General features: G+C 70.9%; 20 protein-coding genes. 12 read left to right on the forward strand and 8 right to left on the reverse strand.

From position 1 onward, the window contains the following. The first annotated feature begins 7 nt into the window (after positions 1-7). The 3 genes from ACO2TI_RS02885 to ACO2TI_RS02895 are packed head-to-tail and all read left to right on the forward strand — an operon-like array spanning position 8 to position 3,610. Positions 8-886, forward strand: a complete 879-nt coding sequence (locus ACO2TI_RS02885; protein ID WP_423281936.1) for a branched-chain amino acid ABC transporter permease — start codon at positions 8-10, stop codon at positions 884-886. A gap of 2 nt (positions 887-888) precedes the next feature. Further along, complete coding sequence (locus ACO2TI_RS02890) at positions 889-2,868, forward strand: ABC transporter permease subunit (protein ID WP_423281937.1); 1,980 nt, start codon at positions 889-891, stop codon at positions 2,866-2,868. Positions 2,869-2,887: 19 nt separating this feature from the next. Continuing rightward, the gene (locus ACO2TI_RS02895) at positions 2,888-3,610 is read left to right on the forward strand and encodes an ABC transporter ATP-binding protein (protein WP_423281938.1); all 723 of its coding nucleotides are present in this window, start codon (positions 2,888-2,890) and stop codon (positions 3,608-3,610) included. Between the two features lie 2 nt (positions 3,611-3,612). On the opposite strand, the gene orn is transcribed toward ACO2TI_RS02895, so the two are convergent. Further along, a complete protein-coding gene (gene orn / locus ACO2TI_RS02900) occupies positions 3,613-4,203 on the reverse strand; it encodes an oligoribonuclease (protein WP_423281939.1) in 591 nt (196 codons plus the stop codon). Between the two features lie 59 nt (positions 4,204-4,262). On the opposite strand from orn, the gene ACO2TI_RS02905 reads away from it, so the two are divergent. Further along, positions 4,263-5,531 (forward strand): M48 family metallopeptidase, encoded by a 1,269-nt coding sequence (locus tag ACO2TI_RS02905; protein WP_423281940.1) that lies wholly within the window; start codon positions 4,263-4,265, stop codon positions 5,529-5,531. Next, positions 5,528-6,478 (forward strand): ribosome small subunit-dependent GTPase A, encoded by a 951-nt coding sequence (gene rsgA / locus ACO2TI_RS02910; protein ID WP_423281941.1) that lies wholly within the window; start codon positions 5,528-5,530, stop codon positions 6,476-6,478. The genes ACO2TI_RS02905 and rsgA overlap by 4 nt, the downstream gene beginning before the upstream one ends. Here rsgA and ACO2TI_RS02915 read toward each other — a convergent pair. Continuing rightward, positions 6,414-7,982 carry a DEAD/DEAH box helicase gene (locus ACO2TI_RS02915; protein ID WP_423281942.1) on the reverse strand — a complete coding sequence of 523 codons (1,569 nt, stop codon included), beginning with the start codon at positions 7,980-7,982 and terminating at the stop codon, positions 6,414-6,416. The two genes, rsgA and ACO2TI_RS02915, sit on opposite strands and share 65 nt — an antisense overlap. A 375-nt stretch (positions 7,983-8,357) precedes the next feature. Here ACO2TI_RS02915 and ACO2TI_RS02920 point away from each other — a divergent pair, with 375 nt between their 5' ends. The 3 genes from ACO2TI_RS02920 (at position 8,358) to ACO2TI_RS02930 (ending at position 11,728) form a co-directional block, all read left to right on the forward strand. After that, positions 8,358-9,326 carry an MBL fold metallo-hydrolase gene (locus ACO2TI_RS02920; RefSeq protein WP_423281943.1) on the forward strand — a complete coding sequence of 323 codons (969 nt, stop codon included), beginning with the start codon at positions 8,358-8,360 and terminating at the stop codon, positions 9,324-9,326. 86 nt (positions 9,327-9,412) lie between these two features. Beyond that, the gene (locus tag ACO2TI_RS02925; RefSeq protein WP_423281944.1) at positions 9,413-11,071 is read left to right on the forward strand and encodes a methyl-accepting chemotaxis protein; all 1,659 of its coding nucleotides are present in this window, start codon (positions 9,413-9,415) and stop codon (positions 11,069-11,071) included. 78 nt (positions 11,072-11,149) lie between these two features. Beyond that, positions 11,150-11,728 carry a TMEM165/GDT1 family protein gene (locus ACO2TI_RS02930; RefSeq protein WP_423281945.1) on the forward strand — a complete coding sequence of 193 codons (579 nt, stop codon included), beginning with the start codon at positions 11,150-11,152 and terminating at the stop codon, positions 11,726-11,728. Between the two features lies 1 nt (position 11,729). Here ACO2TI_RS02930 and ACO2TI_RS02935 read toward each other — a convergent pair whose 3' ends face one another. Beyond that, positions 11,730-13,001, reverse strand: coding sequence for an MFS transporter (locus ACO2TI_RS02935; RefSeq protein WP_423281946.1), 1,272 nt, complete (start codon positions 12,999-13,001; stop codon positions 11,730-11,732). Further along, positions 12,994-13,491 carry a MarR family winged helix-turn-helix transcriptional regulator gene (locus tag ACO2TI_RS02940; protein ID WP_423281947.1) on the reverse strand — a complete coding sequence of 166 codons (498 nt, stop codon included), beginning with the start codon at positions 13,489-13,491 and terminating at the stop codon, positions 12,994-12,996. The genes ACO2TI_RS02935 and ACO2TI_RS02940 overlap by 8 nt, the downstream gene beginning before the upstream one ends. Positions 13,492-13,557: 66 nt before the next feature. Here ACO2TI_RS02940 and ACO2TI_RS02945 point away from each other — a divergent pair, with 66 nt between their 5' ends. From ACO2TI_RS02945 to ACO2TI_RS02955, 3 genes are all read left to right on the forward strand, one after another. Beyond that, positions 13,558-14,106 carry a PaaI family thioesterase gene (locus ACO2TI_RS02945; RefSeq protein WP_423282138.1) on the forward strand — a complete coding sequence of 183 codons (549 nt, stop codon included), beginning with the start codon at positions 13,558-13,560 and terminating at the stop codon, positions 14,104-14,106. Next, complete coding sequence (gloA, locus tag ACO2TI_RS02950; protein WP_423281948.1) at positions 14,103-14,489, forward strand: lactoylglutathione lyase; 387 nt, start codon at positions 14,103-14,105, stop codon at positions 14,487-14,489. The genes ACO2TI_RS02945 and gloA overlap by 4 nt, the downstream gene beginning before the upstream one ends. Positions 14,490-14,586: 97 nt before the next feature. Next, positions 14,587-15,222: a gamma-glutamylcyclotransferase gene (locus ACO2TI_RS02955; protein WP_423281949.1), complete on the forward strand. Its 636-nt coding sequence runs from the start codon at positions 14,587-14,589 to the stop codon at positions 15,220-15,222. Positions 15,223-15,244: 22 nt separating this feature from the next. Here ACO2TI_RS02955 and ACO2TI_RS02960 read toward each other — a convergent pair whose 3' ends face one another. The 3 genes from ACO2TI_RS02960 to ACO2TI_RS02970 form a co-directional block, all read right to left on the reverse strand. Continuing rightward, entirely contained in the window at positions 15,245-15,922 is a 678-nt protein-coding gene (locus tag ACO2TI_RS02960) for a nucleotidyltransferase family protein (protein ID WP_423281950.1), read from the reverse strand. Positions 15,923-16,041: 119 nt separating this feature from the next. Next, a complete protein-coding gene (locus ACO2TI_RS02965; protein ID WP_423281951.1) occupies positions 16,042-18,288 on the reverse strand; it encodes a molybdopterin cofactor-binding domain-containing protein in 2,247 nt (748 codons plus the stop codon). A 26-nt stretch (positions 18,289-18,314) separates the two neighbouring features. Next, positions 18,315-18,776 carry a (2Fe-2S)-binding protein gene (locus ACO2TI_RS02970; RefSeq protein WP_423281952.1) on the reverse strand — a complete coding sequence of 154 codons (462 nt, stop codon included), beginning with the start codon at positions 18,774-18,776 and terminating at the stop codon, positions 18,315-18,317. Between the two features lie 130 nt (positions 18,777-18,906). On the opposite strand from ACO2TI_RS02970, the gene pdxH reads away from it, so the two are divergent. Further along, the gene (gene pdxH / locus ACO2TI_RS02975) at positions 18,907-19,545 is read left to right on the forward strand and encodes a pyridoxamine 5'-phosphate oxidase (protein WP_423281953.1); all 639 of its coding nucleotides are present in this window, start codon (positions 18,907-18,909) and stop codon (positions 19,543-19,545) included. Here the strand turns inward: pdxH and ACO2TI_RS02980 are convergent. Next, positions 19,542-21,569: a TonB-dependent receptor gene (locus ACO2TI_RS02980; protein ID WP_423281954.1), complete on the reverse strand. Its 2,028-nt coding sequence runs from the start codon at positions 21,567-21,569 to the stop codon at positions 19,542-19,544. The genes pdxH and ACO2TI_RS02980 overlap by 4 nt on opposite strands. Positions 21,570-21,577 lie beyond the last annotated feature (8 nt).

Genomic DNA, 21,577 nt, shown 5'->3' on the forward strand with positions numbered 1-21,577 from the left:
GTTCGTCATGCAGATCCTGACCCAACTCGTGTTCAGCGGCATCGCGCTGGGCATGATCTACGCCGTCATCGCGTTCGGCTACCAGCTCACCTTCGCCACCTCCGACACGCTGAACTTCGGCCAGGGCGAGGCGCTGATGCTGGGCGCGCTGGTCGGCCTCACGCTGGTCGACAAGCTCGGCTGGAACTACTGGCTGGTGCTGCCCATCGTGTGCCTGTTCGGCGCCGTGCAAGGCGCGCTGGTCGAACGCATCGGCGTGCGCCCGGCGATCAAGATCAAGTCGGAGTTCGGCTGGATCATGTCGACGATCGCGCTGGGCATCATCTTCAAAAACGTGGCCGAGAACGTGTGGGGTCGCGACGACCTCAAGTTCCCCTCGCCACTGCCCGAGTCGCCGATGAAGCTGCTCGGCGCGAACGTGCTGCCGATGGAAGTCCTGGTCGTCGTCGGCGCCTTGGCGATGATGCTGGCGGTCGAGCTCTTCAACCGCCGCTCGATCTACGGCAAGGCCGTGGTCGCGACCTTCAACGACCGCGACGCCGCCAAGCTGATGGGCATCAACACCGGCCTGGTGATCACGTTCTCGTACGCGCTGTCGTCGCTGACCGCGGCCTTCGCCGGCATGCTGATCGCGCCGCTCACGCTGACCGGCGCCACGATGGGCGCGGTGCTGGGCTTGAAGGCCTTTGCGGTCGCGATCATCGGCGGCCTCACCAGCGGCCTGGGCATCGTGGTCGGCGGCCTGATCCTGGGCATCGCCGAGACGACCACGGGCTTCTACATCTCCACCGGCTACAAGGACGTGCCGGGCCTCGTGCTGCTGCTGATCGTGCTGGCGATGAAGCCGGCCGGCCTGTTCGGCAAGACCGCGATCAAGAAGGTCTGACCATGACGCAAGCTCAATCTGCTGCCCTGCCCTCGGCGGCGGCCCCGCGTGCGCCGCGCAAGCTGGGCGCCCTGGCGCTCGGCGTGGCCGGCATCGCCGCGCTCGCGCTGTTTCCGGTGGCGTTCGCCAACCCCTACTACGTGCACCTGGTCGAGACGATCCTGATCTACGCGATCGTGCTGTTCGGCCTGGACATCGTGGTCGGCTACACCGGCCAGGTGTCGCTCGGCCACGCCGGCCTGTTCGGCATCGGCGCCTATACCGCGGGCGTGCTGGTGCTCAAGCTCGGTGCCTCGCTGTGGATCACGCTGCCGGCGGCGATCGCGGTGACCGCCCTGTTCGGCGCCGTGCTCGCGCTGCCGGCGCTGCGCGTGACCGGCCCCTACCTCGCGATGGTGACGCTGGCCTTCGGCACCATCATCCAGATCCTCATCAACGAGATGAGCTTCCTGACCGAAGGGCCGATGGGCATCAAGCTCGACAAGCCCGTCCTCTTCGGCCACCAGCTCGACGAGCGCGAGTTCTTCTGGGTCGTCGCCGCGGCGCTGGTGGTCTCGCTGGTCGTCGTGCACCGCATGCTGCGATCGCACCTGGGCCGCGCCTTCGAGGCGCTGCGCGGCAGCCCGGTCGCGTCGGACTGCATGGGCGTCTCGGTCTACCGCTACAAGGTCTACGCCTTCGTGATCAGCGCCGGCCTCGCCGGCCTGGCCGGCGCGCTGTACGCCTATTCCGAGCAGTACATCTCGCCCAACACCTACAACTTCGAGCTCACCGTGATGTTCCTGCTCGCGGTGATCATGGGCGGGCGCAAGACGCGCACCGGCGCCTTGCTCGGCGCGGCCATCATCGTGCTGCTGCCCAAGATGCTCGACGACCTGGAGCTGTTTCGCTGGGTGTCGATCGCGCTGGCCGTCGTGGTCGCCCTCGCGTGCGGCGTGGCGATGAAGCGCGGCAAGGCCACGCTCAAGTCGGTCGCGATCCCGGTGATCGGCAGCGTCGCGCTTGCCGGCCTGTCCTTCGTGCTGACCTCGATGACCGACTGGCGGTTGTCGATCTTCGGACTGATCACGCTGTTCGTCGTCTACTACCTGCAAGACGGCATCGTCGGCTTCGTGCGCAACGCGCTGAACCTTCAATCGCGCGGCCGACGCTTCGAGGAACCCGAGGTTCAAGCCGCCGCCGGCGACGCGATCTCCGACGCCCGGCGCGGCGCGGGCGAGTCGATCATCGATGCCAGCGGCATCCTGATGCAGTTCGGTGGCCTGAAGGCGATCAACAACGTCGACCTCCAGGTCCGGCGCGGCACGATCCACGGCCTGATCGGCCCCAACGGCTCGGGCAAGAGCACGATGATGAACGTGCTCACCGGCATCTACGTGCCGACCGCGGGGCAGATCGCGTTCGCGGGCAGCTCAATCGTCGGTCGCACCTCGTCGGACATCGCGCTGTCGGGCATCGCGCGCACCTTCCAGAACGTGCAGCTGTTCGGCGAGATGACGGCGCTGCAGAACGTGATGGTCGGCCTGCACCACAGCTTCGCCAGCCACCTGGTCGACGTGGCGCTGCACTCGCCGCGCTACCGCAGCGAGGACGCGCAGGCCACCGCGCGCGCGCTCGCGCTGCTGCGCTTCGTCGGCCTGGCCAACCTGGCGCACGAGGAGGCGCGCAACCTGCCCTACGGCAAGCAGCGCCTGCTCGAGATCGCGCGCGCGCTCGCGCTCGACCCGCAACTGCTGCTGCTCGACGAGCCCGCCGCCGGCCTGACCGCGCCGGACATCAAGGAGCTCGTCGCCATCGTCACCAAGATCCGCGAGCACGGCATCACGGTGATCCTGATCGAGCACCACATGGACGTCGTCATGTCGATCTGCGACACCGTCACGGTGCTCGACTTCGGCCAGAAGATCGCCGAGGGCAAGCCGGCCGAGGTGCAGGCGAACCCGAAGGTCATCGAGGCCTACCTCGGCGGCGAGGCGCACTGACGTACAGGACGACAACACCATGCTCAGCATCCAGAACCTCAAGGCCGGCTACGGCAAGGTCGAAGTCCTGCACGGCATCTCGATCGACGTGCCCAAGGGCCAGGTCGTCACGCTGATCGGCTCCAACGGCGCCGGCAAGACCACGACGATGCGCGCGATCTCCGGAATGATCGCGCCGACCGCGGGCCAGATCACGCTCAACGGCGAGCGCATCGACGGGCTCGAATCCTTTCACGTCGCCAAGCGCGGCCTCGCGCATTCGCCGGAAGGCCGGCGCGTGTTCGCGACGATGAGCGTGACCGACAACCTCACGCTCGGCGCGTTTCCCCGCCTGACCGGCTCGCGCCCGAAGGGCGACGTGAAGGGCGATCTCGAGCGCGCGATGGAGCTGTTCCCGCGCCTGAAGGAACGCCGCAACCAGCTCGCCGGCACGCTCTCGGGCGGCGAGCAGCAGATGCTCGCGATGGCGCGCGCGGTGATGCTCAACCCTGAGGTCGTGCTGCTCGACGAGCCGTCGATGGGCCTCGCGCCCATCCTCGTCGACGAGGTGTTTCGCATCATCGGCCGGCTCAAGGAGCAAGGCGTGACGATGCTGCTCGTCGAACAGTTCGCGGCCGCCGCGCTGGGCGTGGCCGACTACGGCTACGTGCTGGAGAACGGCCGGATCTCGGTGCAGGGCGAGGCGAAGAAGCTGCGCGACGATCCGGCGGTGAAGGCCGCCTACCTCGGCGGCGGCCACTGAGCTCAGAGGCTCAGCAGGTGCTGGCGGTAATACGCCAGCTCGTCGATCGACTCGTGGATGTCGGCCAGCGCCGTGTGCGCCTGGGCCTTCTTGAAGCCGCTCATGATCTGCGGCTTCCAGCGCTTGGCGAGCTCCTTGAGCGTGGAGACGTCCAGGTTGCGGTAGTGGAAGAAGGCCTCCAGCGCCGGCATGTAGTTGGCGAGGAAGCGGCGGTCCTGGCAGATCGAGTTGCCGCACATCGGCGAGCCGCGCTCGCCGATGTATTGCTTCAGGAAGGCGATGGTCTGCGCCTCGGCCGCGGCTTCGTCGACGGTGGATGCGCGCACGCGCTCGGTCAGGCCGCTCTTGCCGTGCGTGCCCTTGTTCCAGGCGTCCATGCCGTCGAGCACTTCGTCGCTCTGGTGGATCGCGAAGACCGGCCCCTCGACGCGCACGGTGAGTTGCGGGTCGGTCACCACGACGGCGATCTCGATGATGCGGTCGCGGTCGGGGTAGAGACCGGTCATCTCGAGGTCGATCCAGACCAGGTTCTGGTCGCTCTTGGCCAGCGTCGGGGCGGCCGCCGTCGCGGCGTCGGGAGTGGGCGTGCTCATCGGGAATCCTTTCGACCGCCATTGTCGGCGACTTGGATCGGCGACTTACACTGACCGGCATGACTCCCTTGGCCCTGAGTGCGCTGTTCGGCGCCTTCCTGTTGGCGTCGCTCGCGGTCAAGTTGTGGCTGGCGAGCCGCCAGATCCGGCACGTCGCGCGCCATCGCGACGCGGTGCCGGCGCCTTTCGCCGAAACGGTCAGCCTGGCCGCCCACCAGCGCGCGGCCGACTACACGATCGCCAAGCTGCGCTTCGGCCTCGTGCAGACCGCGTTCTCGACCGCCGTGCTGCTCGGCTGGACCTTGCTCGGCGGCCTGGGCGCGCTCGACGCCTGGCTGCGCGACGCCTTCGGCCTGGGGCCGCTGACGCACCAGCTGGCACTCGTCGGCGCCTTCGCGCTGATCGGCGCGCTGATCGAGCTGCCGCTCGAGGCCTGGAACACGTTCCGGCTCGAGCAGGCGCACGGCTTCAATCGCATGACCCCGAGGCTGTGGCTGGCCGACCAGCTCAAGGGCCTGGTGGTCGGCGTGCTGCTCGGCGGCCCGCTCGCGGCGCTGGTGCTGTGGCTGATGGGCAGCGCCGGCAGCGCATGGTGGCTGTGGGCGTGGGGCGCGTGGGTCGGCTTCAACCTGCTGGTGCTGGTGCTCTACCCGACCGTGATCGCGCCCTGGTTCAACAAGTTCAAGCCGCTCGAGGACGAGGCGCTGAAGGCGCGCGTCGAGGCGCTGATGGCGCGCTGCGGCTTCGCGGCCAAGGGCTTGTTCGTGATGGACGGCAGCCGCCGTTCGGCACACGCCAACGCCTACTTCACCGGCTTCGGCGCCGCCAAGCGCGTGGTGTTCTTCGACACGCTGCTGGCCAAGCTCTCGCCGGGCGAGGTGGAGGCGGTGCTGGCGCACGAGCTGGGCCACTTCAAGCGCCGCCACGTGGTCAAGCGCATCGCGGCGATGTTCGCGCTGTCGGGACTGGGCCTGGCGCTGCTCGGATGGCTGGCGCAGCAGAGCTGGTTCTACCTGGGCCTGGGCGTCGCGCCTTCGCTGGTGGCGCCGAACGACGCGCTCGCGCTGCTGCTGTTCCTGCTCGTGGGCCCCGTGTTCACCTTCTTTGTCGCGCCGTTGTTCGCCGCGCTGTCGCGCCGCCATGAGTACGAAGCCGACGCCTATGCCTGCGCGCAGACGCGCCCGGACGACCTGGCCCACGCGCTGCTCAAGCTCTACGAGGACAACGCCGCGACGCTGACGCCCGACCGGCTCTACGTGCGCTTCTACTACTCGCACCCGCCGGCCATCGAGCGCCTGGCCGCGATGCGTTCGCTGGGCGCCGCGTGACGACGCACGCCCCGGCCCCGGACATCGGCCTCGTGGTCGCCGGGCACGGCCGCCACTACATCGTCGAGACGCCCGAGGGCCGGCGCATCCCCTGCCACCCGCGCGGCAAGAAGAGCGAGGCCGTGGTCGGCGACCGCGTGCACTGGCGCGCGACGCACGAAGGCGCGCGCGGCGCCGCGGCCGACGATGTCGACGAAGGCGTGATCGAGAAGATCGAGCCGCGCCGCAACCTGCTGTACCGGCAGGACGAGTGGAAGACCAAGAGCTTCGCCGCCAATCTCGACCAGCTGCTGGTGTGGGTGGCAGTGGAGCCGGTGTTCAGCGAGTCTCAGCTCACGCGCGCGCTGATCGCGGCGGAGTCGGTCGGGCTCGAGGCCTGCGTGTGCCTGAACAAGACCGACCTGCCGCAGACCGACGCCCAGCGCGAGCGGCTCGCGCCCTATCGCGCCATGGGCTACACGGTGCTCGAGGGTTCACTGTCGCAGGACATCGAGGCCTGGCGCGCGACGCTGGCGCCACGCCTGGCCGGCCGCGCGAGCCTGGTGCTCGGCCCCTCAGGCACCGGCAAGAGCACCTTGGTCAATGCGCTGGTGCCCGATGCGCGCGCGCAGGTCGGCGAGATCTCTCAGGCGCTGAACTCGGGCCGCCACACGACGACGACCACGCAGTGGTACTGGCTCGACGTCGGCGAAGGCTTCGATCGCGCGGCACTGATCGACTCGCCGGGTTTCCAGGAGTTCGGCCTGCGCCAGCTCGAGCCGGCGCAGATCGCGCAACTGATGCCCGACCTGCGCGAGCACGCGGGCGGCTGCCGCTTCTACAACTGCAGCCATCGCCACGAGCCCGGCTGTGCGGTGCTCGCGGCGGTGGAGCGCGGCGAGATCAGCGCGAGCCGTAGCCGGATTTACGCGGCGCTGTACGAGGAGCTTTCGCAAACCCGCTGGTAGCGCCATCGCGGCGCGCACCGCCGTGGCCCTGGCCGTGACCGCCGTGACCCTGGCGGAAGCCGCCGTCGCGCGGCGCGAAGCGGTCACCGCCATCGCGGGGCACGAAGCGCTCGCCGCCCTCACGCGAAGCGAAGCGCTCGCCGCCTTCGCGCGGACCGCCGAAGCGATCACCGCCGCGCGGGCCGCCGAAGCCGCCCTGACCGCGATGGCCACCGCGCGGGCCGCCCGGCGCGCCGCGACGCGGGCCTTGCGGGCGCGGCTGCGGGCGAACCTGCGGCTCGAGGCCGGCGATCTCGCTGGCCGTCATCGGCTGGTTGGTGTACTGCTCGATCTGGCGGATCTTGTGGCGCTCGCGGTGCTCGGCGATCGTCACCGCGGTGCCGCTGCGGCCGGCGCGACCGGTGCGGCCGATGCGGTGCACGTAGTCCTCGGCCTTCATCGGCAGGCCGAAGTTGATCACGTGGCTGATGCTCGGCACGTCGATGCCGCGCGCGGCGACGTCGGTGGCGACCAGCACGCGGATGCGGCCGTCGCGCAGGTTCTGCAGGCGGCGGTTGCGCACGCTTTGCGGCATCGCGCCGTGCAGCGCCACGGCCGCGTGGCCCTTTTGCTGCAGCGCTTCGGCGATGGTCTCGGTGTCGACCTGCGTGCTGGCGAACACCACGGCCTGGTCGAGGCCGGCGTCGCGCAGCCAATGGTCGAGCAGCTTTTCCTTGTGGGCCAGGTTGTCGGCCCAGTGCAGGGTCTGCGTGATGTCGGTGTGGCGATCCTGCGCCGAGGCAAGCGCCAGGCGCTGCGGCTCGCGCATCACGCGCGCGGCCAGGGCCATGATGCGCGGCGCGAAGGTGGCCGAGTACATCAGGGTCTGCTCGCGCTCGGCGGTCAGTTCGTGGATCGCGGCCAGGTCGTCGGCGAAGCCGAGGTCGAGCATGCGGTCGGCCTCGTCGACCACCAGCGCCTGGACCTGGTCGAGGCGGATCTGGCGGCGCTCGTGCAGGTCGAGCAGGCGCCCGGGCGTCGCGATCACGAGCGCCGCGCCGCGCAGGTCGAAGATCTGCTTGCCGTAGGGCACGCCGCCCACCACGCTGGCCACGCGCAGTCCGCGCGCGGACTGCTTGAACGCATCGTGCTTGCCGGTGGTCTTGAGCGAGATCACGACGCCGCGCATCAGATCGACGGCATCGGCGGCGACTTGCTGCGCGAGCTCGCGCGTCGGGCACAGCACCACGGCGCGCGGGGTGCTGACCTTGCTTTCGGCCGGCGCCGGCGCGCTCAGCAGCCGCTGCAGCACCGGCAGCAGGAAGGCCGCGGTCTTGCCGCTGCCGGTCTGGCTGGACACCATCCAGTCGCCGCCGGCCATCGCGGCGGGCACGGCCTGGGCCTGCACCGGCGTCGGCCGGGTGAAGCCGAGCTCGGCGACTGCGGCCAGCAGCGGCGGCACGAGGCCCAGCGTCGCAAAGCCGTTGGGCTCGGCGGCGGCGGCCACGGTCACGGGCGCGGTCATTTCGACGGCGTCCGAAGAGGAAGATTCGATCGGCATGGCGAGGCCATCGGCCTCGAAGAGGGTCGTCATTGCTCAGCACCGCCGGGGTCGCCGGCGGATCCGTCATGCCCGCACTGGTATGGTGGGCGGGCGTTGGCCATACATCGACCAACAGACGGCAAGCAGGAGGCGCTAGGGCCTTTGCAGGAGATCCGCGCGAATGCCGCGAATCGAGACTGGTGACGATGCTCTCAAAGCAACGGACCTCGCTGGGAGGTCCGTCGTGCGCAGTTGTTGCAGCGCAGCGGGATTGTCGCACAAAGGTCGCGCAGGCGTCGGGCCGTTCGTCCGCCGGGAGCTCAAAATGCCTCGTCGCCCCTTCGAGACCTGCACGCCATGCACGACTTCATCGAGCCGCTCTCGCACGGCATCCACGCGATCGACACCGGTTTCGTGCGGGCGCGCTTCGACGCCGCCTACCTGATCGTCGAGCAAGGCCGCGCGGCCTTCGTCGACGCCGGCCTCAACGACTCGGTGCCGCGCCTGCTCGCCGCGCTCGACGCGCTCGGCCTCGCGCGCGACGCCGTCGACTGGGTCATCCCGACCCACGTGCACCTCGACCACGCGGGCGGCGCCGGCCTGCTGATGGCGCAGCTGCCGGCCGCGAAGATGGCCGTGCACCCGCGCGGCGCGCGCCACATGATCGACCCGAGCGCCCTGCTCGACGGCGCGCGCGGCGTGTACGGCGCCGACGAGGTCGCGCGCACCTACGGCGACGTGCGCCCGGTGCCGGCCGAGCGCGTGGTCGCCACCACCGACGGCATGACGATCGAGCTCGCCGGGCGGCCCCTGCAGTTCATCGACTCGCCGGGCCACGCGCGCCACCACCACTGCATCTGGGACGCAGCCAGCCGCGGCTGGTTCACCGGCGACACCTTCGGCCTGTCCTACCCCGAGTTCGAAGCGCCCAAGGGCCGCTACCTGCTGCCGACCACGACGCCGGTGCAGTTCGAGCCCGAGGCGCTGAAGCAGTCGGTCGCGCGCATGCTCGAGCGCGAGCCGGTGTGGATGTACCCCACGCACTACGGCCGCATCGGCGGCAGCGTCGAGGAAGTGCGCCGCCTGGCCGCGCTGTTGCTCGAGCAGACCGGGGCCATGGTCGCGCTGGCCCGTCCGCTGGCCGGCGCACCCGCTCGCCACGAGGCGCTGAAGTCGGCGCTGGGCGCGCTCTACGCGCAGCGCCTGCGCGCGCTCGGCAGCGCGCTCGACGACGCCGAGATCGCCGGGCTGCTGGCGATGGATGTCGAGCTCAACGCGCAGGGCCTGGGCGTGTGGCTGGACCGCGAGGCGCGCAGCGCGGCTTGATCCAGGTCAAGCCGCGCGCTCGTCGCGGTTCAGGCGCGCGCCGGGCGACCGATAGGGTGGTCGAAGGCCCCCCAATCTGGACACCCATGAGAACCAACCTCCCCGTCACCCAGCGCGAACACCCTTTTCCCCGCGGCGAGGCGATCGTCTCCACGACCGACCTCAAGGGCCGCATCACCTACTGCAACCCCGGCTTCGTGGCGCTCTCGGGCTACACGCGCGACGAGCTGCTCGGCCAGCCGCACAACCTGATTCGCCACCCCGACATGCCGGAGGAGGCGTTCCGTGACCTCTGGGCCACGGTCGCCGCCGGCCGGCCCTGGTCGGGCGTGGTGAAGAACCGCCGCAAGGACGGCGACCACTACTGGGTCTTGGCCAACGTGACGCCGCTGATGGAAGGCGGTCGGCCGGTGGGCTACATGTCGGTGCGCACCGAGGCCCCGCGGGCTGCGATCGACGCCGCCGAACGGCTCTACGCGACGATGCGCGAGGAGAAGTCGCGCGGCCACCTCGTGCATGCCTTGCGTGCCGGACGCGTGGTCGAACGAAGTCTCGCCGGCCGGGCGCGCGAGTTGCTCCACTTCGGCCTGTCAGGTCGCCTCGCTGCGGCGGCGCTTGCCCTCGCCGCGGCGGGCGTGGCCGCCGCGACTTCGTTGCCGGCGCCGGCCGCAGCGGCCGCTGCCGTGCTGGTCGGCGCGGTGGGCGGCCTCCTGCTGCACCGGTTGACGGTGGCGCCGCTGAAGCCGCTGCTGCGCTTTGCGAACCGCATGGCAGCGGGCGACCTGACGCAGGCGCTGGCCGTGCAGCGCCATGACCTGACGGGCCAGCTCGGCCAGGCCCTGAACCAGCTCGACGTGAACCTGCTGTCGATCGTGCGCGACGCGCGCACCGAGGTCGATCGCATGCGCCAGGCGACGCGGGAGATCGTCGACGGCAACCAGGATCTCGCCGCGCGCACCGAGTCGCAGGCGGCGAGCCTCGAGGAAACGGCCGCCTCGATGGAGCAGATCACCGGCACCGTGCGCCAGAGTGCCGATGCCGCGCAGCAGGCCTCAGCGCTCGCAAGCCAGGCCATGGACGTGGCCGAGCGCGGCAGCGCCGCGGTCGGCGAACTCGCCCGCACGATGGGGGAGATCGCGTCGTCGTCGACACGCATCGGCGAGATCGTGCAGGTCATCGACGGCATCGCCTTCCAGACCAACCTGCTCGCGCTCAACGCCGCCGTCGAGGCCGCGCGCACCGGCGAGCAGGGCCGCGGCTTCGCGGTCGTCGCGGCGGAGGTCCGCGCGCTGGCACAGCGCACGGCCGGCGCCGCCAAGGAGGTCAAGCGGCTCGTCGAGGCTTCGGCCGAGACGGTGCGCGCGGGCACCGCGCGGGCGGACGCGGCACGCCGCACGATGGACGAATCGCTCGCTGCCGCGCGCGGCGTGGGCCGGCTGATCGACGAGATCGGCGCCGGCGCGCGCGAGCAACTGCTCGGCATCACGCAGGTCAACGAGGCCGTCGCGCAGATGGACGGCATCACGCAGCGCAATGCGGCGCTGGTACAGCAGCTCGCGGTGGCCGCGCAGGCGCTCGACGCGCAGGCCGAGGCCGTCGCGAATGCGGTGGGCGTGTTCCGCCTCGATGCGGCGGCCACGCCGATCGACGCGGTCGCCCTGCGCCGCGCCGCGCGCGATCGGCGCGCGCCGGCCCTGCGCCGCGCCGCGCGCGATCGGCGCGCGCCGGCCCTGCAGCCGGCCTGAACGGCAGGTCCTTAGAATCCGCCACGGACCCGCGCGCGCGCCATGCGCCGCGGGTCGTTCGTTTTTCAGCGCATCCGGATGTTCAACTTCGAAGCCCTGGCCGTCTCGACCGGCCTGGTCGCCCTGAGCGAGATCGGCGACAAGACCCAGCTCCTCGCGCTGCTGCTCGCGGCGCGCTTTCGCAAGCCGGCGCCGATCGTGCTCGGCATCCTGGTGGCCACACTGGCCAACCACGCGGCGGCCAGCGCGCTGGGCGCCTTCATCCAGTCGCAGGTGCCGGTGCAGTGGCTGCGCTGGGCGCTGGCGGCGAGCTTCTTCGCGGTGTCGCTGTGGACGCTCAAGCCCGACGAGATCGACGACGACGACGCGCCGCCGTCTCATTCGGCGCTGGGCGTGTTCGGCATCACCGTGGTCGCGTTCTTCCTCGCCGAGATGGGCGACAAGACGCAGATCGCGACCGTGATGCTGGCCGCCAAGTACGCCTCGCTCGTCACGGTGACCACGGGCACCACGCTGGGCATGATGCTGGCCAACGTGCCCGCGGTGTTCCTCGGCGACAAGGCGGTGAAGTTCGTCCCGCTGGCCTGGGTGCGGCGCATCGCCGCGGTGGTGTTTGCCGTGCTCGGCGTGCTCGTGCTGTTGGGCTTGGGCCTTTGAATCACGCCGCCGCAGGCACCGCCGCCTGCGGCCGCGTCTCGCGGATCGGCAGGTGCACCAGCGCCGCGCCGACGGCGAGCACGATGTCGGCGTACCACATCCAGTCGTAGCTGCCGGTCCACTCGAACGCCTTGCCGCCCAGCCAGGCGCCGAGGAAGCCGCCGAGCTGGTGCGCCAGCATCACGATGCCGAACAGCGTGGCCATGTTGGCGGGGCCGAAGAAGCGCGCCACGAGCCCGGCCGTCGGCGGCACCGTCGAGAGGTAGGTGAAGCCGATCACCGCGGCGAACACCAGCATCGTCGTCGGCGTCTTGGGCGCGAGCAGGAACAGCAGCACGGCCACCGCGCGCGTCGCGTAGACCAGCGCGAGCAGCGACTTCATGCGCCAGCGCCCGCCCTGGAAGCCGATCGCCCAGCCCATCGCGAAGCTGCCGGCGATGTTGAACAGGCCGATCACCGCCAGCGACCACGCGCCCACCTCGGGCGGCAGCTGGCAGGCCGCGACGACGCCCGGCAGGTGCGTCGCGATGAAGGCGACGTGGAACCCGCAGACGAAGAAGCCGGCGCACAGCAGCCGGTAGCTCGGGTCGGCCACTGCGCGGCGGATCATCGTGCCCACCTTCTCGCGCGGCGCACCGCCGGCCGCGGCCAGCGCGTTCGAGTTGCCGCGCAGCACCCAGGCCGCGGGCAGCGCGAGCAGGGTCGAGAACGCCAGCACCTGCAGCGCCGCGACCCAGCCGGCCGCGGCGGTCACGCCCTGCGCGATCGGCGCGAAGAGGAACTGGCCGAACGAGCCGCCCGCATTGACGATGCCGGTGGCCATGCCGCGCTTCGCAGGCTCGATCAGCCGCGTGGTCGCCGCCATCAGCACCGAAGGCCCGGCCATGCCGGCGCCGCCGGCGGCCAGCACGCCGATCGCGAAGATCAGCCCGGCGGTCGAGGTCATGAACGGCACCATCGCCGTGCCCAGCGCCACCAGGATCACGCCGGCCAGCAGCACGCGCCCGGCGCCCACGCGGTCGGCCACGAGACCGGCGATCGGCTGCGTGAGGCCCCACCACAGCTGGCCAAAGGCGAACGCGAGGCTGATGCTCGCGATGCCCAGGCCGGTGTGGGTGTTGAGCGTGGGCAGGAACAGGCCCATCGACTGGCGCGCGCCCATCGTGAGCGCAAAGGTGCCGGCCGCGGCCAGCAGCACGAGCGCGAGCGGAGGCAAGGCGCGCGCGAGCGGAGGCAGTGCGCGGGCGGCGCCGGCCTTGGATACGTCAGACATGGGTCTCTCCGTCTTGGCCGGGCGCCTCGTCCATCAGCGCCAGGCATTCGTCGATCAGGGCGTGCAGGCGCACGACGCGCGCATCGCCCAGCTGGTGGTTGAGGGCGAGCTGGGCCTGCTTCCAGGCCCGCTGCGCCTCGACTCGCTTGGCGCGGCCGGACTCGGTGGCCACCACCAGGCGACTGCGCGCGTCCTCGCCGGGCTCCAGTGCCAGCCAGCCCTGGGCGATCAGCGGCTGCAGGTTGCGCGTCAGCGTGGACGGCTCAAGCTGCATGCGCGCGGCCAGCTCGCCGGGGCGGATCGGCCCCAGCAACACAGCATGCGACAGCAGCGAGTACTGCGTGTTCTTCAGCCCCGTGGCCGCGACGTACTGGTCATAGTGCCGCGTCACGCGGCGTGAGAGCTGGCGCAGCTTGAGGTTGGTGCAGCCGCGCGGCGCGGCCGGCGAGTCGGCGGCCTGGGTCGCTGCGGTCTTGACGCGGCTTGGCATGGCTTTTATTGTATCTACAACTTTTGTAGCTGCAACCATCCCGAAGGAGACAGGGTCATGACCGCCATGAACGAACAGCAAGCCGCCGAAACCCTGGCCCGCTGGGAGGCCGACGAACGCGCCGTGCGCGCGCGCCTTCACGGCGAGACCGGCTGGGCGCGGCCCGAACAGGTGATCGGCAAGCCGGGCATGGCGCTGTTCGACGCGATCTTCTCCGGCCAGCTCCCTGCACCACCGATCGGCGAGACGCTGGATTTCCTGCCGGTCGACATCCGCCCCGGCCGCGCGGTCTTCCAGGGCCGCCCGCTCGAGCGCCACTACAACCCGATGGGCACGGTGCACGGCGGCTGGTTCTGCACCCTGCTCGACTCGGCCGTGGGCTGCGCGGTGCATTCGTCGCTGCCGGCGGGCAAGGCCTACACGACACTCGAGCTCAAGGTGAACATCGTGCGCGCACTGACGAAGAAGGTGCCGCTGGTGCGCGCCGAAGGCGTGGCGATCCACGTCGGCGGCCAGGTCGCCACCGCTGAGGGCCGCCTCACGGGCCCGGACGGAAAGTTGTACGCTCACGCGACCACCACGTGTCTCGTGTTCGACTTCCCATCCAAGCAATGAGATTGCTCCACACCATGCTGCGCGTCGGCGACCTGCAGCGCTCGATCGACTTCTACACGAAGGTGATGGGCATGCAGCTGCTGCGCACCACCGAGCGCCCCGAGCAGCAGTATTCGCTGGCCTTCGTCGGCTACGGCGGCAACCCGGGCCAGGCCGAGATCGAGCTGACCTACAACCACGGTGTCTCGTCGTACGAACTCGGCACCGCCTACGGGCACATCGCGATCGGCGTGCCCGACGTCTACGCGGCCTGCGAGCGCATTCGTGCCGGCGGCGGCGCGGTCACGCGCGAGCCGGGCCCGGTGAAGGGCGGCACGACGGTGATCGCCTTCGTGACCGACCCGGACGGCTACAAGATCGAGCTGATCGAGCGAGCCGAGTAAGCCAACCGGCCGCGGCGGCACCCTGTGGGTCGGCAGCGAGAATTCTTACCAACGGCCGGCTTGACAGCCCACGGCGCCCCGCGCCACGCTTGCGGCCATGGGGCTGGATGTTGAAGCGCCGCCGGCAACGGTGGCCGGCGTGCCGGTGCTGCGCGATCCGCAGGCACTGCTCGAAGCCACGCTGCAAGGCTGGAGCCCGCAGGAAGACCTGTGGGTGTTCGGCTACGCCTCGCTGATCTGGCGGCCCGAGTTCGAGGCGGTCGAGCGCCGCAGCGCGACCGTTCACGGCTTCCACCGGGCCTTTCGCATGCGTTCGCGCGTCAATCGCGGCACGCCCGACAAGCCCGGTCTCGTGTTCGCGCTGCTGCCCGGCGGCAGCTGCCGCGGCGTGGTCTATCGCATCGCCCAGGCCGGCGCGCGCGAGCAGCTCGATCGCCTGTGGGCGCGCGAGATGCCCACCGGCGTCTACGACCCGCGCTGGCTGCGCTGCCAGACGCCCGGCGGCACGGTGCGCGCGCTGGCCTTCACGCTCAGCCGGCGCAGCCCCGCGCATGTCGGCATGATTGACGACGCGCAGCTGCTGGCGATCCTGCGCAATGCCAAGGGCCGCTACGGCAGCACGCTGGAGTATCTGGTGCACACGCACCGGTCGCTGCGCGCGCACGGCATTCGCGACGCCGCGGTCGAGCGCCATGTCGCGCTCGCGCTGCGCAACGGCCTCGTCGAGTCCTGAGGGCGACAGCGCAGGCTCGCGCTCAGGCCGCCTCGGCCTGCGCGCGGTGCAGCGCCCGGGCAGCCTCGAGGTCGGCGCGCGTGTCGATATCGAACACCACGCCGGCATCGCCGCACTCGAGCGCTTGAGCCGGATAGCGCCCGAGCAGGCGCCGCGCGCCTTCGTCGCCGCTGAGCGTCGCGAGTTCCGAGTACAGCTCGGCCGCGAAGCCGACCGGATGGCCGCGCCGACCCTGGTGCTGCGCATAGACGATGGCGTGCTTGGGCAGCTCGCGCGCCAGCGCCACCAGGGTTTGCGAGCGCACCAGCGGCATGTCGCCGGGCAGCACCAGCCAGCCGCGCGCATTGGGCCGCGCGGCCACGCCGGCGGCGATCGAATAGCCCATGCCGAGCGGCGCGGCGGCGCTCTCGCCGTCGGCGGCCGGCAGCAGCACGAGGTCGCGCGCCGCGACGCGCTGCGTCGCCTCGGGCTGCAGCTCGGCCGTCGTCACGACGATCACCGGCAGGTGCGAGGCGAGCGCGCAGTCGATCGTCGTGCCGAGCACGGTGGACGCGCCAAACGGCTGCGCGAGCTTGTGCCGCGCATCCGTTGCGCGCTGCGTTGTCGCGTCGCCGGCGAAGCGCTTGCCGCTCCCCGCCGCGAGCACGATCACCACCGTGCCGTCCCGGCTCACCACCGCCTTCTCCCGCTGAGCGTCCATGCTCCGTACCGCCATCTCAGCGCTTGCGACGCCGTGCAGGAAGTGGTGGCTTCACTTAGGCAGTTCCCCGCCCCCTAAGGCAACTTTGTTCCTAGGTGGAACGCCGCAAGCGAAGCCGCTCAGGTCAGCGTTTCGAACGGCAGCTTGCGCAGCCGCTTGCCGGTCAGCGCCGCCACCGCGTTGGCCACCGCCGGCACGATCACCGGCGTGCCGGGCTCGCCCAGCCCGGTCGGCGGATCGTTGCTCGGCACGAAATGCACCGCGACCGGGAAGGCGTCGGTGATGCGCGGCGGCGTGTAATCGGTGAACTGGCTCTGCTCGACCTGGCCGTCCTTGAGCGTGATCTGCGCGCCCGGCAGCGCCATGCCCCAGCCATAGGTCGCACCGCCCTGGATCTGCGCCTCGGCAGCGGTCGGGTTGACCACGGTGTTGGCATGCACGCCGGCGGTGACGCGATGCACGACCGGACGGCCCTCCTTGATCGACACCTCGGCCACGTAGGCCACGACCGAGCCGAACGACTCGTGCACCGCGACGCCGAAGGCCTGGCCGGCCGGCAGCTTGCGCTTGCCGTAGCCCGACTTCTCCACCGCCAGCTTGAGCGCGGCGATGTGACGGCCATGCGTCTTCGCGTCGTAGCGCGCCAGCCGCCACGCGACCGGATCCTGCCCCGCGGCACGCGCCACTTCGTCGGCCAGGGTTTCCATCACGAACGCGGTGTGCGTGTGGCCGACCGAGCGCCACCACAGCACCGGCACCGGCACTTCCGGGTGCGTGACGCGAAGGCGCAGCGGCACGCCGTAGGTGTTCTCGACCACGCCCTCGGTCATCGTGTGGTCGACGCCGTCCTTGACGAGGAACTGCTCGAACGGCGAGCCCTTGATGATCGATTGGCCGACGATGGCGTGGTCCCACTTGATCACGTTGCCGTTGCCGTCGAGGCCGATCTCGGCGCGGTGCACGTGCATCGGGCGGTAGTAGCCGCCCTTGATGTCGTCCTCGCGGCTCCACATCACGCGCAGCGGGCCGCCGTTCGCGCCGCCCTTCTCCTTCCAGGCCTTGGCGATCTGCGCGGCTTCGCGCAGGTAGTCGGAGCTCGGCACCGCGCGCCGGCCGAAGCCGCCGCCGGCCGGCAGCGTGTTGAGCGTGACCTGCTCGGGCTTGAGGCCCAGGGTCTGCGCGATCGCCATCTGATCGATGGTCTGGAACTGCGTGCCGGCCCACACCGTCGCGCGGCCGTCGCCGAGGTCGAAGGTGGCGTTCAACGGCTCCATCGGCGCGTGCGCAAGGTAGGGCAGCTCGTACTCGGCGACGATGGTCTTGCTCGGCACCACGGTGATCGCCGGCCCGGCCTCGCGCGCGGTCAGCTTGGGCGACTTGGCCTCGGCCTTGAACTGCTCGAACAGCTGATCGCTCGAGACGCCGGCGCTCGCACCCGGCTTCCACTGCACCTTGAGCGCGTCGCGGCCCTGCTTGGCCGGCCAGTAGCCGGTGGCCACCACCGCGAGGCCGCTGCCGCCGCGGTCGGTGGGCACCTGCAGCACCTCGAGCACGCCGGGGATGGCCTTGGCCGCGCTGGCATCGAAGCTCTCGACCTGGCCGCCGAAGGTCGGCGCGCGCATCAGCACCGCGGTCTTCATGCCGGGCAGGCGCATGTCGATGCCGTAGTTCTTCTTGCCGCCGGCGCCCGCCACCGCGTCCAGCCGCCGCTGGCCGCGGCCGATGATGCGAAAGTCCTTCGGCTCCTTCAGCGTGACCTTCTGGGGCACGGGCTGACGCGCGGCCGACTCGGCCAGCGAGGCATAGCTCGCCTTGCGGTTGCCCGAGATCACGTGGCCTTTCTCGGTGCGGCAGGCCTGGACGTCCACGCCCCACTGCTGGGCCGCGGCCGACACCAGCATCGCGCGCGCCGCAGCGCCGATCTCGCGGTGCTGCTGCCAGGAGTGCGCGACCGCCGTCGAGCCGCCGGTCATCTGGATGCCGAACAGCGGATCCTTGTAGGCCTCGCCGGCCGGCGCGAGGCTGGCGCGCACCTGCGACCAGTCGAGGTCCATCTCCTCGGCCACCAGCATCGGCAGCGAGGTCAGCGCGCCCTGGCCGAAGTCGAGCCGGTTGACGCGCACCTCGACCGTGTTGTCGGGGTTGATCTTGATGAAGGCGTTCGGGTTGGCCGGCGGCTTGGCCGCGGGCGCCGGCGCATCGGCCGCCTGCGCGTCGAGCGCGAAAGAGAAGGTCAGGCCGCCGGCGGCCGCGCTGGCGGCGAGGAAGCCGCGCCGGTTCACTTCGCCGCCGCGCCACGCTTGTGCGGCCGAAGCGTCGATCTCGCTCGCGCCGCCCAGGCGGCGCACCATCGTCTCGAGGCTCATCTCGGTGTTCCTTTGCGTGTGCGTGTTCAGGCCAGCGAGCGCGCGGCGTCGTGGATCGCGGCGCGGATGCGCTGGTAGGTGCCGCAGCGGCAGACGTTGCCGGCCATGGCCGCGTCGATGTCGGCGTCGCTCGGCTTCTTGTTGGTCGACAAGAGACCGATCGCGCTCATGATCTGGCCGCTCTGGCAGTAGCCGCACTGCGCAACGTCGTGCTTGATCCATGCGGCCTGCACCGCCTTGCCGACCTTGCCGGCGCCGGCGGCCTCGATCGTGGTGACCTTCTGCCCCGCCACCGACGAGACCGGCAGCACGCACGAGCGCGTGGCTTGGCCGTTGAGGTGCACCGTGCAGGCGCCGCAGGCGGCGACACCGCAGCCGAATTTGGTGCCGGTCATGCCCAGCTCGTCGCGCAGGGTCCAGAGCAAGGGCGTGGTCGGCTCGACGTCGACGGTCGTCGGCTTGCCATTCAGCGTGAACTGGGTTGTCATTTCCGAAAACACCTCCGCGTGTGGAAGGCGTGGACTGTGCTCGCGATGCGCGCAGCTTGCAGGACGGCGCTCAATCCCGAGCGCGCCGCAGGGAATCGCACCACTCGAGAGCGCTTCTACACTGCAAGCCATGAAGGACATTGCCGATCTGCGCAAGAGCTACGAGCGCGCGGAACTCGACGAGGCGCGCGCCGCTTCGGCGCCGCTGGCGCAGTTCAAGGCCTGGTTCGACGAGGCGCTCGCGGCCAAGCTGCCCGAGCCCAATGCGATGACGCTGGCCACCGTCGGTGCCGACGGTCGGCCGTCGACGCGCATCGTGCTGGTCAAGGGCTTCGACGAGCGCGGCATCGTGTGGTACACGAACTACCGCAGCCGCAAGGGCCGCGAGCTGGAGGTCCATCCGTTCGCGGCGCTGCAGTTCCACTGGGTCGAGCTCGAGCGCGTGGTGCGCATCGAGGGCCGCGTGGAGAAGACCAGCGCCGAAGAGTCCGACGCCTACTTCGCCTCGCGTCCGCTCGACTCGCGCCTGGGCGCCTGGGCCTCCCCGCAAAGCGAGACCATCGCCTCGCGCGCGGTGCTGGTTGCCAATGCCGCCAAGGCCGCGGCCCAGCACGGCCTGCACCCGCCGCGCCCGCCGCACTGGGGCGGCTTTCGGCTGCTGCCGGACCGCTGGGAGTTCTGGCAGGGTCGCAAGAGCCGGCTGCACGACCGGCTCGTCTATGCGCTGCAAGCCGACGGCAGCTGGCAGCGCACGCGACTCGCGCCCTAGAACGTCAATCGCACCCCGGCACTGAGGCTGCGCCCCGGCAGCGGCGAGAGCGGACGCACCGTGCCGATCGTCGATGCGTTGTAGGCCAGCTCGTCGGTCACGTTGTCGAGCTTGACGTAGAACAGTCCGCTGGTCGGTCCGGCGTCGAACGGCCGGCTGAGCGCGAGGTTGAGCAGCGTGTAGCTCGGCGTCGCGACGTCGTCGCTCGGCACGCGGTCTTGTTTGAAGGCGTGGCGCAGGTCGGTGCGCAGCGTCCAGCCGGCGATGCCCCAGCTGGCGCCCAGGCCCACGCGCAGCGGCGCGATGCGCGGCAGCGGCTCCCCATTGCTGCGATCGTCCGCGCGCACCCAGTCGAGCTGCGCGTCGAGGTCGAGCGTGTGCTGCGCGCCCTCGAATGCGCGCCAGCCGCCTTGCAGCTCGCCACCGACGAAGCGCGCCTTGACGCCGTGGTAGGCGTAGACCGGCAGTTCCTCGCCTTCGTCATTGACGACCGGCGGCTCGCCGGTCGCGAACAGCGCGATGTAGTTCGAGAACTGGCTGACGAAGACGTTGGCCTTGAAGTGAGCGCGGCCGCGCTGCCATTGCGTGCCGAGGTCGAGCGTGGTGCCGCGCTCCTTGCGCTGGTCGAGGTCGCCGCGCTCGAACGTCCCGGTCGCGACGTGCGCGCCATTGGCGTAGAGCTCGTAGAGCGTCGGCGCACGCTCGGTGTAGGCGAGGTTGCCGGTCCACTTCCACTCGGCGTTCAGCGGCCACACGGCGCCGAGCGCGGCACTGCCGGTCGTGAAGTCGCGGCCGGTCGCCGCACCGAAGCGCGGGTCGGCGCTGACGTCGTCGCCCTTGGAATCGACGCTGGTGCGCTCGACGCGCGCGCCGTAGGTCAGCTTGCCGGCGCCGACGGCCTGCTCCTCGAACACGAACAGCGCGCCCTGGCGCGTGCGCGTGCTGGGCACGAAGGCCTCCTCGCCGAGCGCCTGGAAGCGCGCGTTCTCGGCCTGCCCGCCGATCACGCCCTTGAGTCCGCCGATCGGTGCGTGCTCGAGCTCGAAGCGGGCATCCGTGCCCTGATTCGTGAAGGTCGTGCCGACTTCGCCCGTGCCCTCGATTTCGCGGTGCTCGTAGTCGGTGAACTGCACGCGTCCGCGCACGGCGCGCACCGCGCCGTCGGCATCGCGCCACTCGCCGGCGAGCGCGAGCTTGTCGCGCTTCATGCGGATCGTCACGTCGTCCTCGGCGACCACACCGTAGTCGTTGCGGTAGGTGTCGACCGCGGCGCCGAGATAGCCGTGCTCGCCGACCCACGACGCGCCGAGCGCACCGCCCTTGGCGTCGCTGGCCGAATTGACGATGCGCTCGGCGCGCGTCGTGCCGCCGGCCCCGTCGGGGCGGTCGTAGTCGGGTGTGCGGGTGTCGTCGGTCTTGCGACCGTAGGCGTCGGCGTGCAGCGCGAAGCCGTTGCCGCCGGCATCGACCGAGGCCACGGCCGCGCGTTCGTCGGCCGCGCCGCCGCCGCGCAGTTCGAGCGCACCCGAGACGCCCGGCTGCGGCGCGGACGGGATGCGGTTGTCCATCACGTTGACCACGCCGCCGACGGCGCTGCCGCCGTACAGCAGCGCGGCCGGACCGCGCAGCACCTCGATGCGCGTGACCAGCAGCGGCTCGAGCGGCACGGCATGGTCGAAGCTCAGCGACGAGGCATCGAGCGAGGCGCCGGCGTTGTTGAGCACGCGGATGCGGTCGCCGTCGAAGCCGCGGATCACCGGCCGGTTGGCGTTGGGGCCGAAGTAGCTCGCGCTCATGCCTGGCTGCGTGGCGAGCGTCTCGCCGAGCGTGGAGGCGCGGCGCAGCACGAGTTCGGGGCCGGTGAGCACGCTCGAGGGCGTCGCGATCTCGTCGCTGGCCAGCGGGTTGCCGGTGACGACCACGTCCGGCAGCGTGGCGGCGGGTGCGGCATCCTGGGCCGCGGCGGCAAGGGGCAGCGCCGCGATGGCCAGGGCCAGCGGCGTGAAACGGTGTTTGAAGTTCATGGCAGGTG

The organism is Caldimonas sp. KR1-144, assembly GCF_049446155.1.
Taxonomy (GTDB): Bacteria; Pseudomonadota; Gammaproteobacteria; order Burkholderiales; family Burkholderiaceae_C; genus Rivibacter.

What these genes read in the sequence shown, in the direction of transcription:
- ACO2TI_RS02895 (WP_423281938.1), top strand. Translation starts at nt 2,888, where the DNA reads ATGCTCAGCATCCAGAACCTCAAGGCCGGCTACGGCAAGGTCGAAGTC.
- ACO2TI_RS02960 (WP_423281950.1), bottom strand. Translation starts at nt 15,922, where the DNA reads ATGGACGCTCAGCGGGAGAAGGCGGTGGTGAGCCGGGACGGCACGGTG.
- gloA (WP_423281948.1), top strand. Translation starts at nt 14,103, where the DNA reads ATGAGATTGCTCCACACCATGCTGCGCGTCGGCGACCTGCAGCGCTCG.
- ACO2TI_RS02915 (WP_423281942.1), bottom strand. Translation starts at nt 7,982, where the DNA reads ATGACCGCGCCCGTGACCGTGGCCGCCGCCGCCGAGCCCAACGGCTTT.
- ACO2TI_RS02905 (WP_423281940.1), top strand. Translation starts at nt 4,263, where the DNA reads ATGACTCCCTTGGCCCTGAGTGCGCTGTTCGGCGCCTTCCTGTTGGCG.
- ACO2TI_RS02925 (WP_423281944.1), top strand. Translation starts at nt 9,413, where the DNA reads ATGAGAACCAACCTCCCCGTCACCCAGCGCGAACACCCTTTTCCCCGC.
- ACO2TI_RS02920 (WP_423281943.1), top strand. Translation starts at nt 8,358, where the DNA reads ATGCACGACTTCATCGAGCCGCTCTCGCACGGCATCCACGCGATCGAC.
- ACO2TI_RS02930 (WP_423281945.1), top strand. Translation starts at nt 11,150, where the DNA reads ATGTTCAACTTCGAAGCCCTGGCCGTCTCGACCGGCCTGGTCGCCCTG.
- ACO2TI_RS02965 (WP_423281951.1), bottom strand. Translation starts at nt 18,288, where the DNA reads ATGAGCCTCGAGACGATGGTGCGCCGCCTGGGCGGCGCGAGCGAGATC.
- ACO2TI_RS02885 (WP_423281936.1), top strand. Translation starts at nt 8, where the DNA reads ATGCAGATCCTGACCCAACTCGTGTTCAGCGGCATCGCGCTGGGCATG.
- ACO2TI_RS02940 (WP_423281947.1), bottom strand. Translation starts at nt 13,491, where the DNA reads ATGCCAAGCCGCGTCAAGACCGCAGCGACCCAGGCCGCCGACTCGCCG.
- pdxH (WP_423281953.1), top strand. Translation starts at nt 18,907, where the DNA reads ATGAAGGACATTGCCGATCTGCGCAAGAGCTACGAGCGCGCGGAACTC.
- orn (WP_423281939.1), bottom strand. Translation starts at nt 4,203, where the DNA reads ATGAGCACGCCCACTCCCGACGCCGCGACGGCGGCCGCCCCGACGCTG.
- ACO2TI_RS02980 (WP_423281954.1), bottom strand. Translation starts at nt 21,569, where the DNA reads ATGAACTTCAAACACCGTTTCACGCCGCTGGCCCTGGCCATCGCGGCG.
- ACO2TI_RS02935 (WP_423281946.1), bottom strand. Translation starts at nt 13,001, where the DNA reads ATGTCTGACGTATCCAAGGCCGGCGCCGCCCGCGCACTGCCTCCGCTC.
- ACO2TI_RS02890 (WP_423281937.1), top strand. Translation starts at nt 889, where the DNA reads ATGACGCAAGCTCAATCTGCTGCCCTGCCCTCGGCGGCGGCCCCGCGT.
- ACO2TI_RS02970 (WP_423281952.1), bottom strand. Translation starts at nt 18,776, where the DNA reads ATGACAACCCAGTTCACGCTGAATGGCAAGCCGACGACCGTCGACGTC.
- ACO2TI_RS02955 (WP_423281949.1), top strand. Translation starts at nt 14,587, where the DNA reads ATGGGGCTGGATGTTGAAGCGCCGCCGGCAACGGTGGCCGGCGTGCCG.
- ACO2TI_RS02945 (WP_423282138.1), top strand. Translation starts at nt 13,558, where the DNA reads ATGAACGAACAGCAAGCCGCCGAAACCCTGGCCCGCTGGGAGGCCGAC.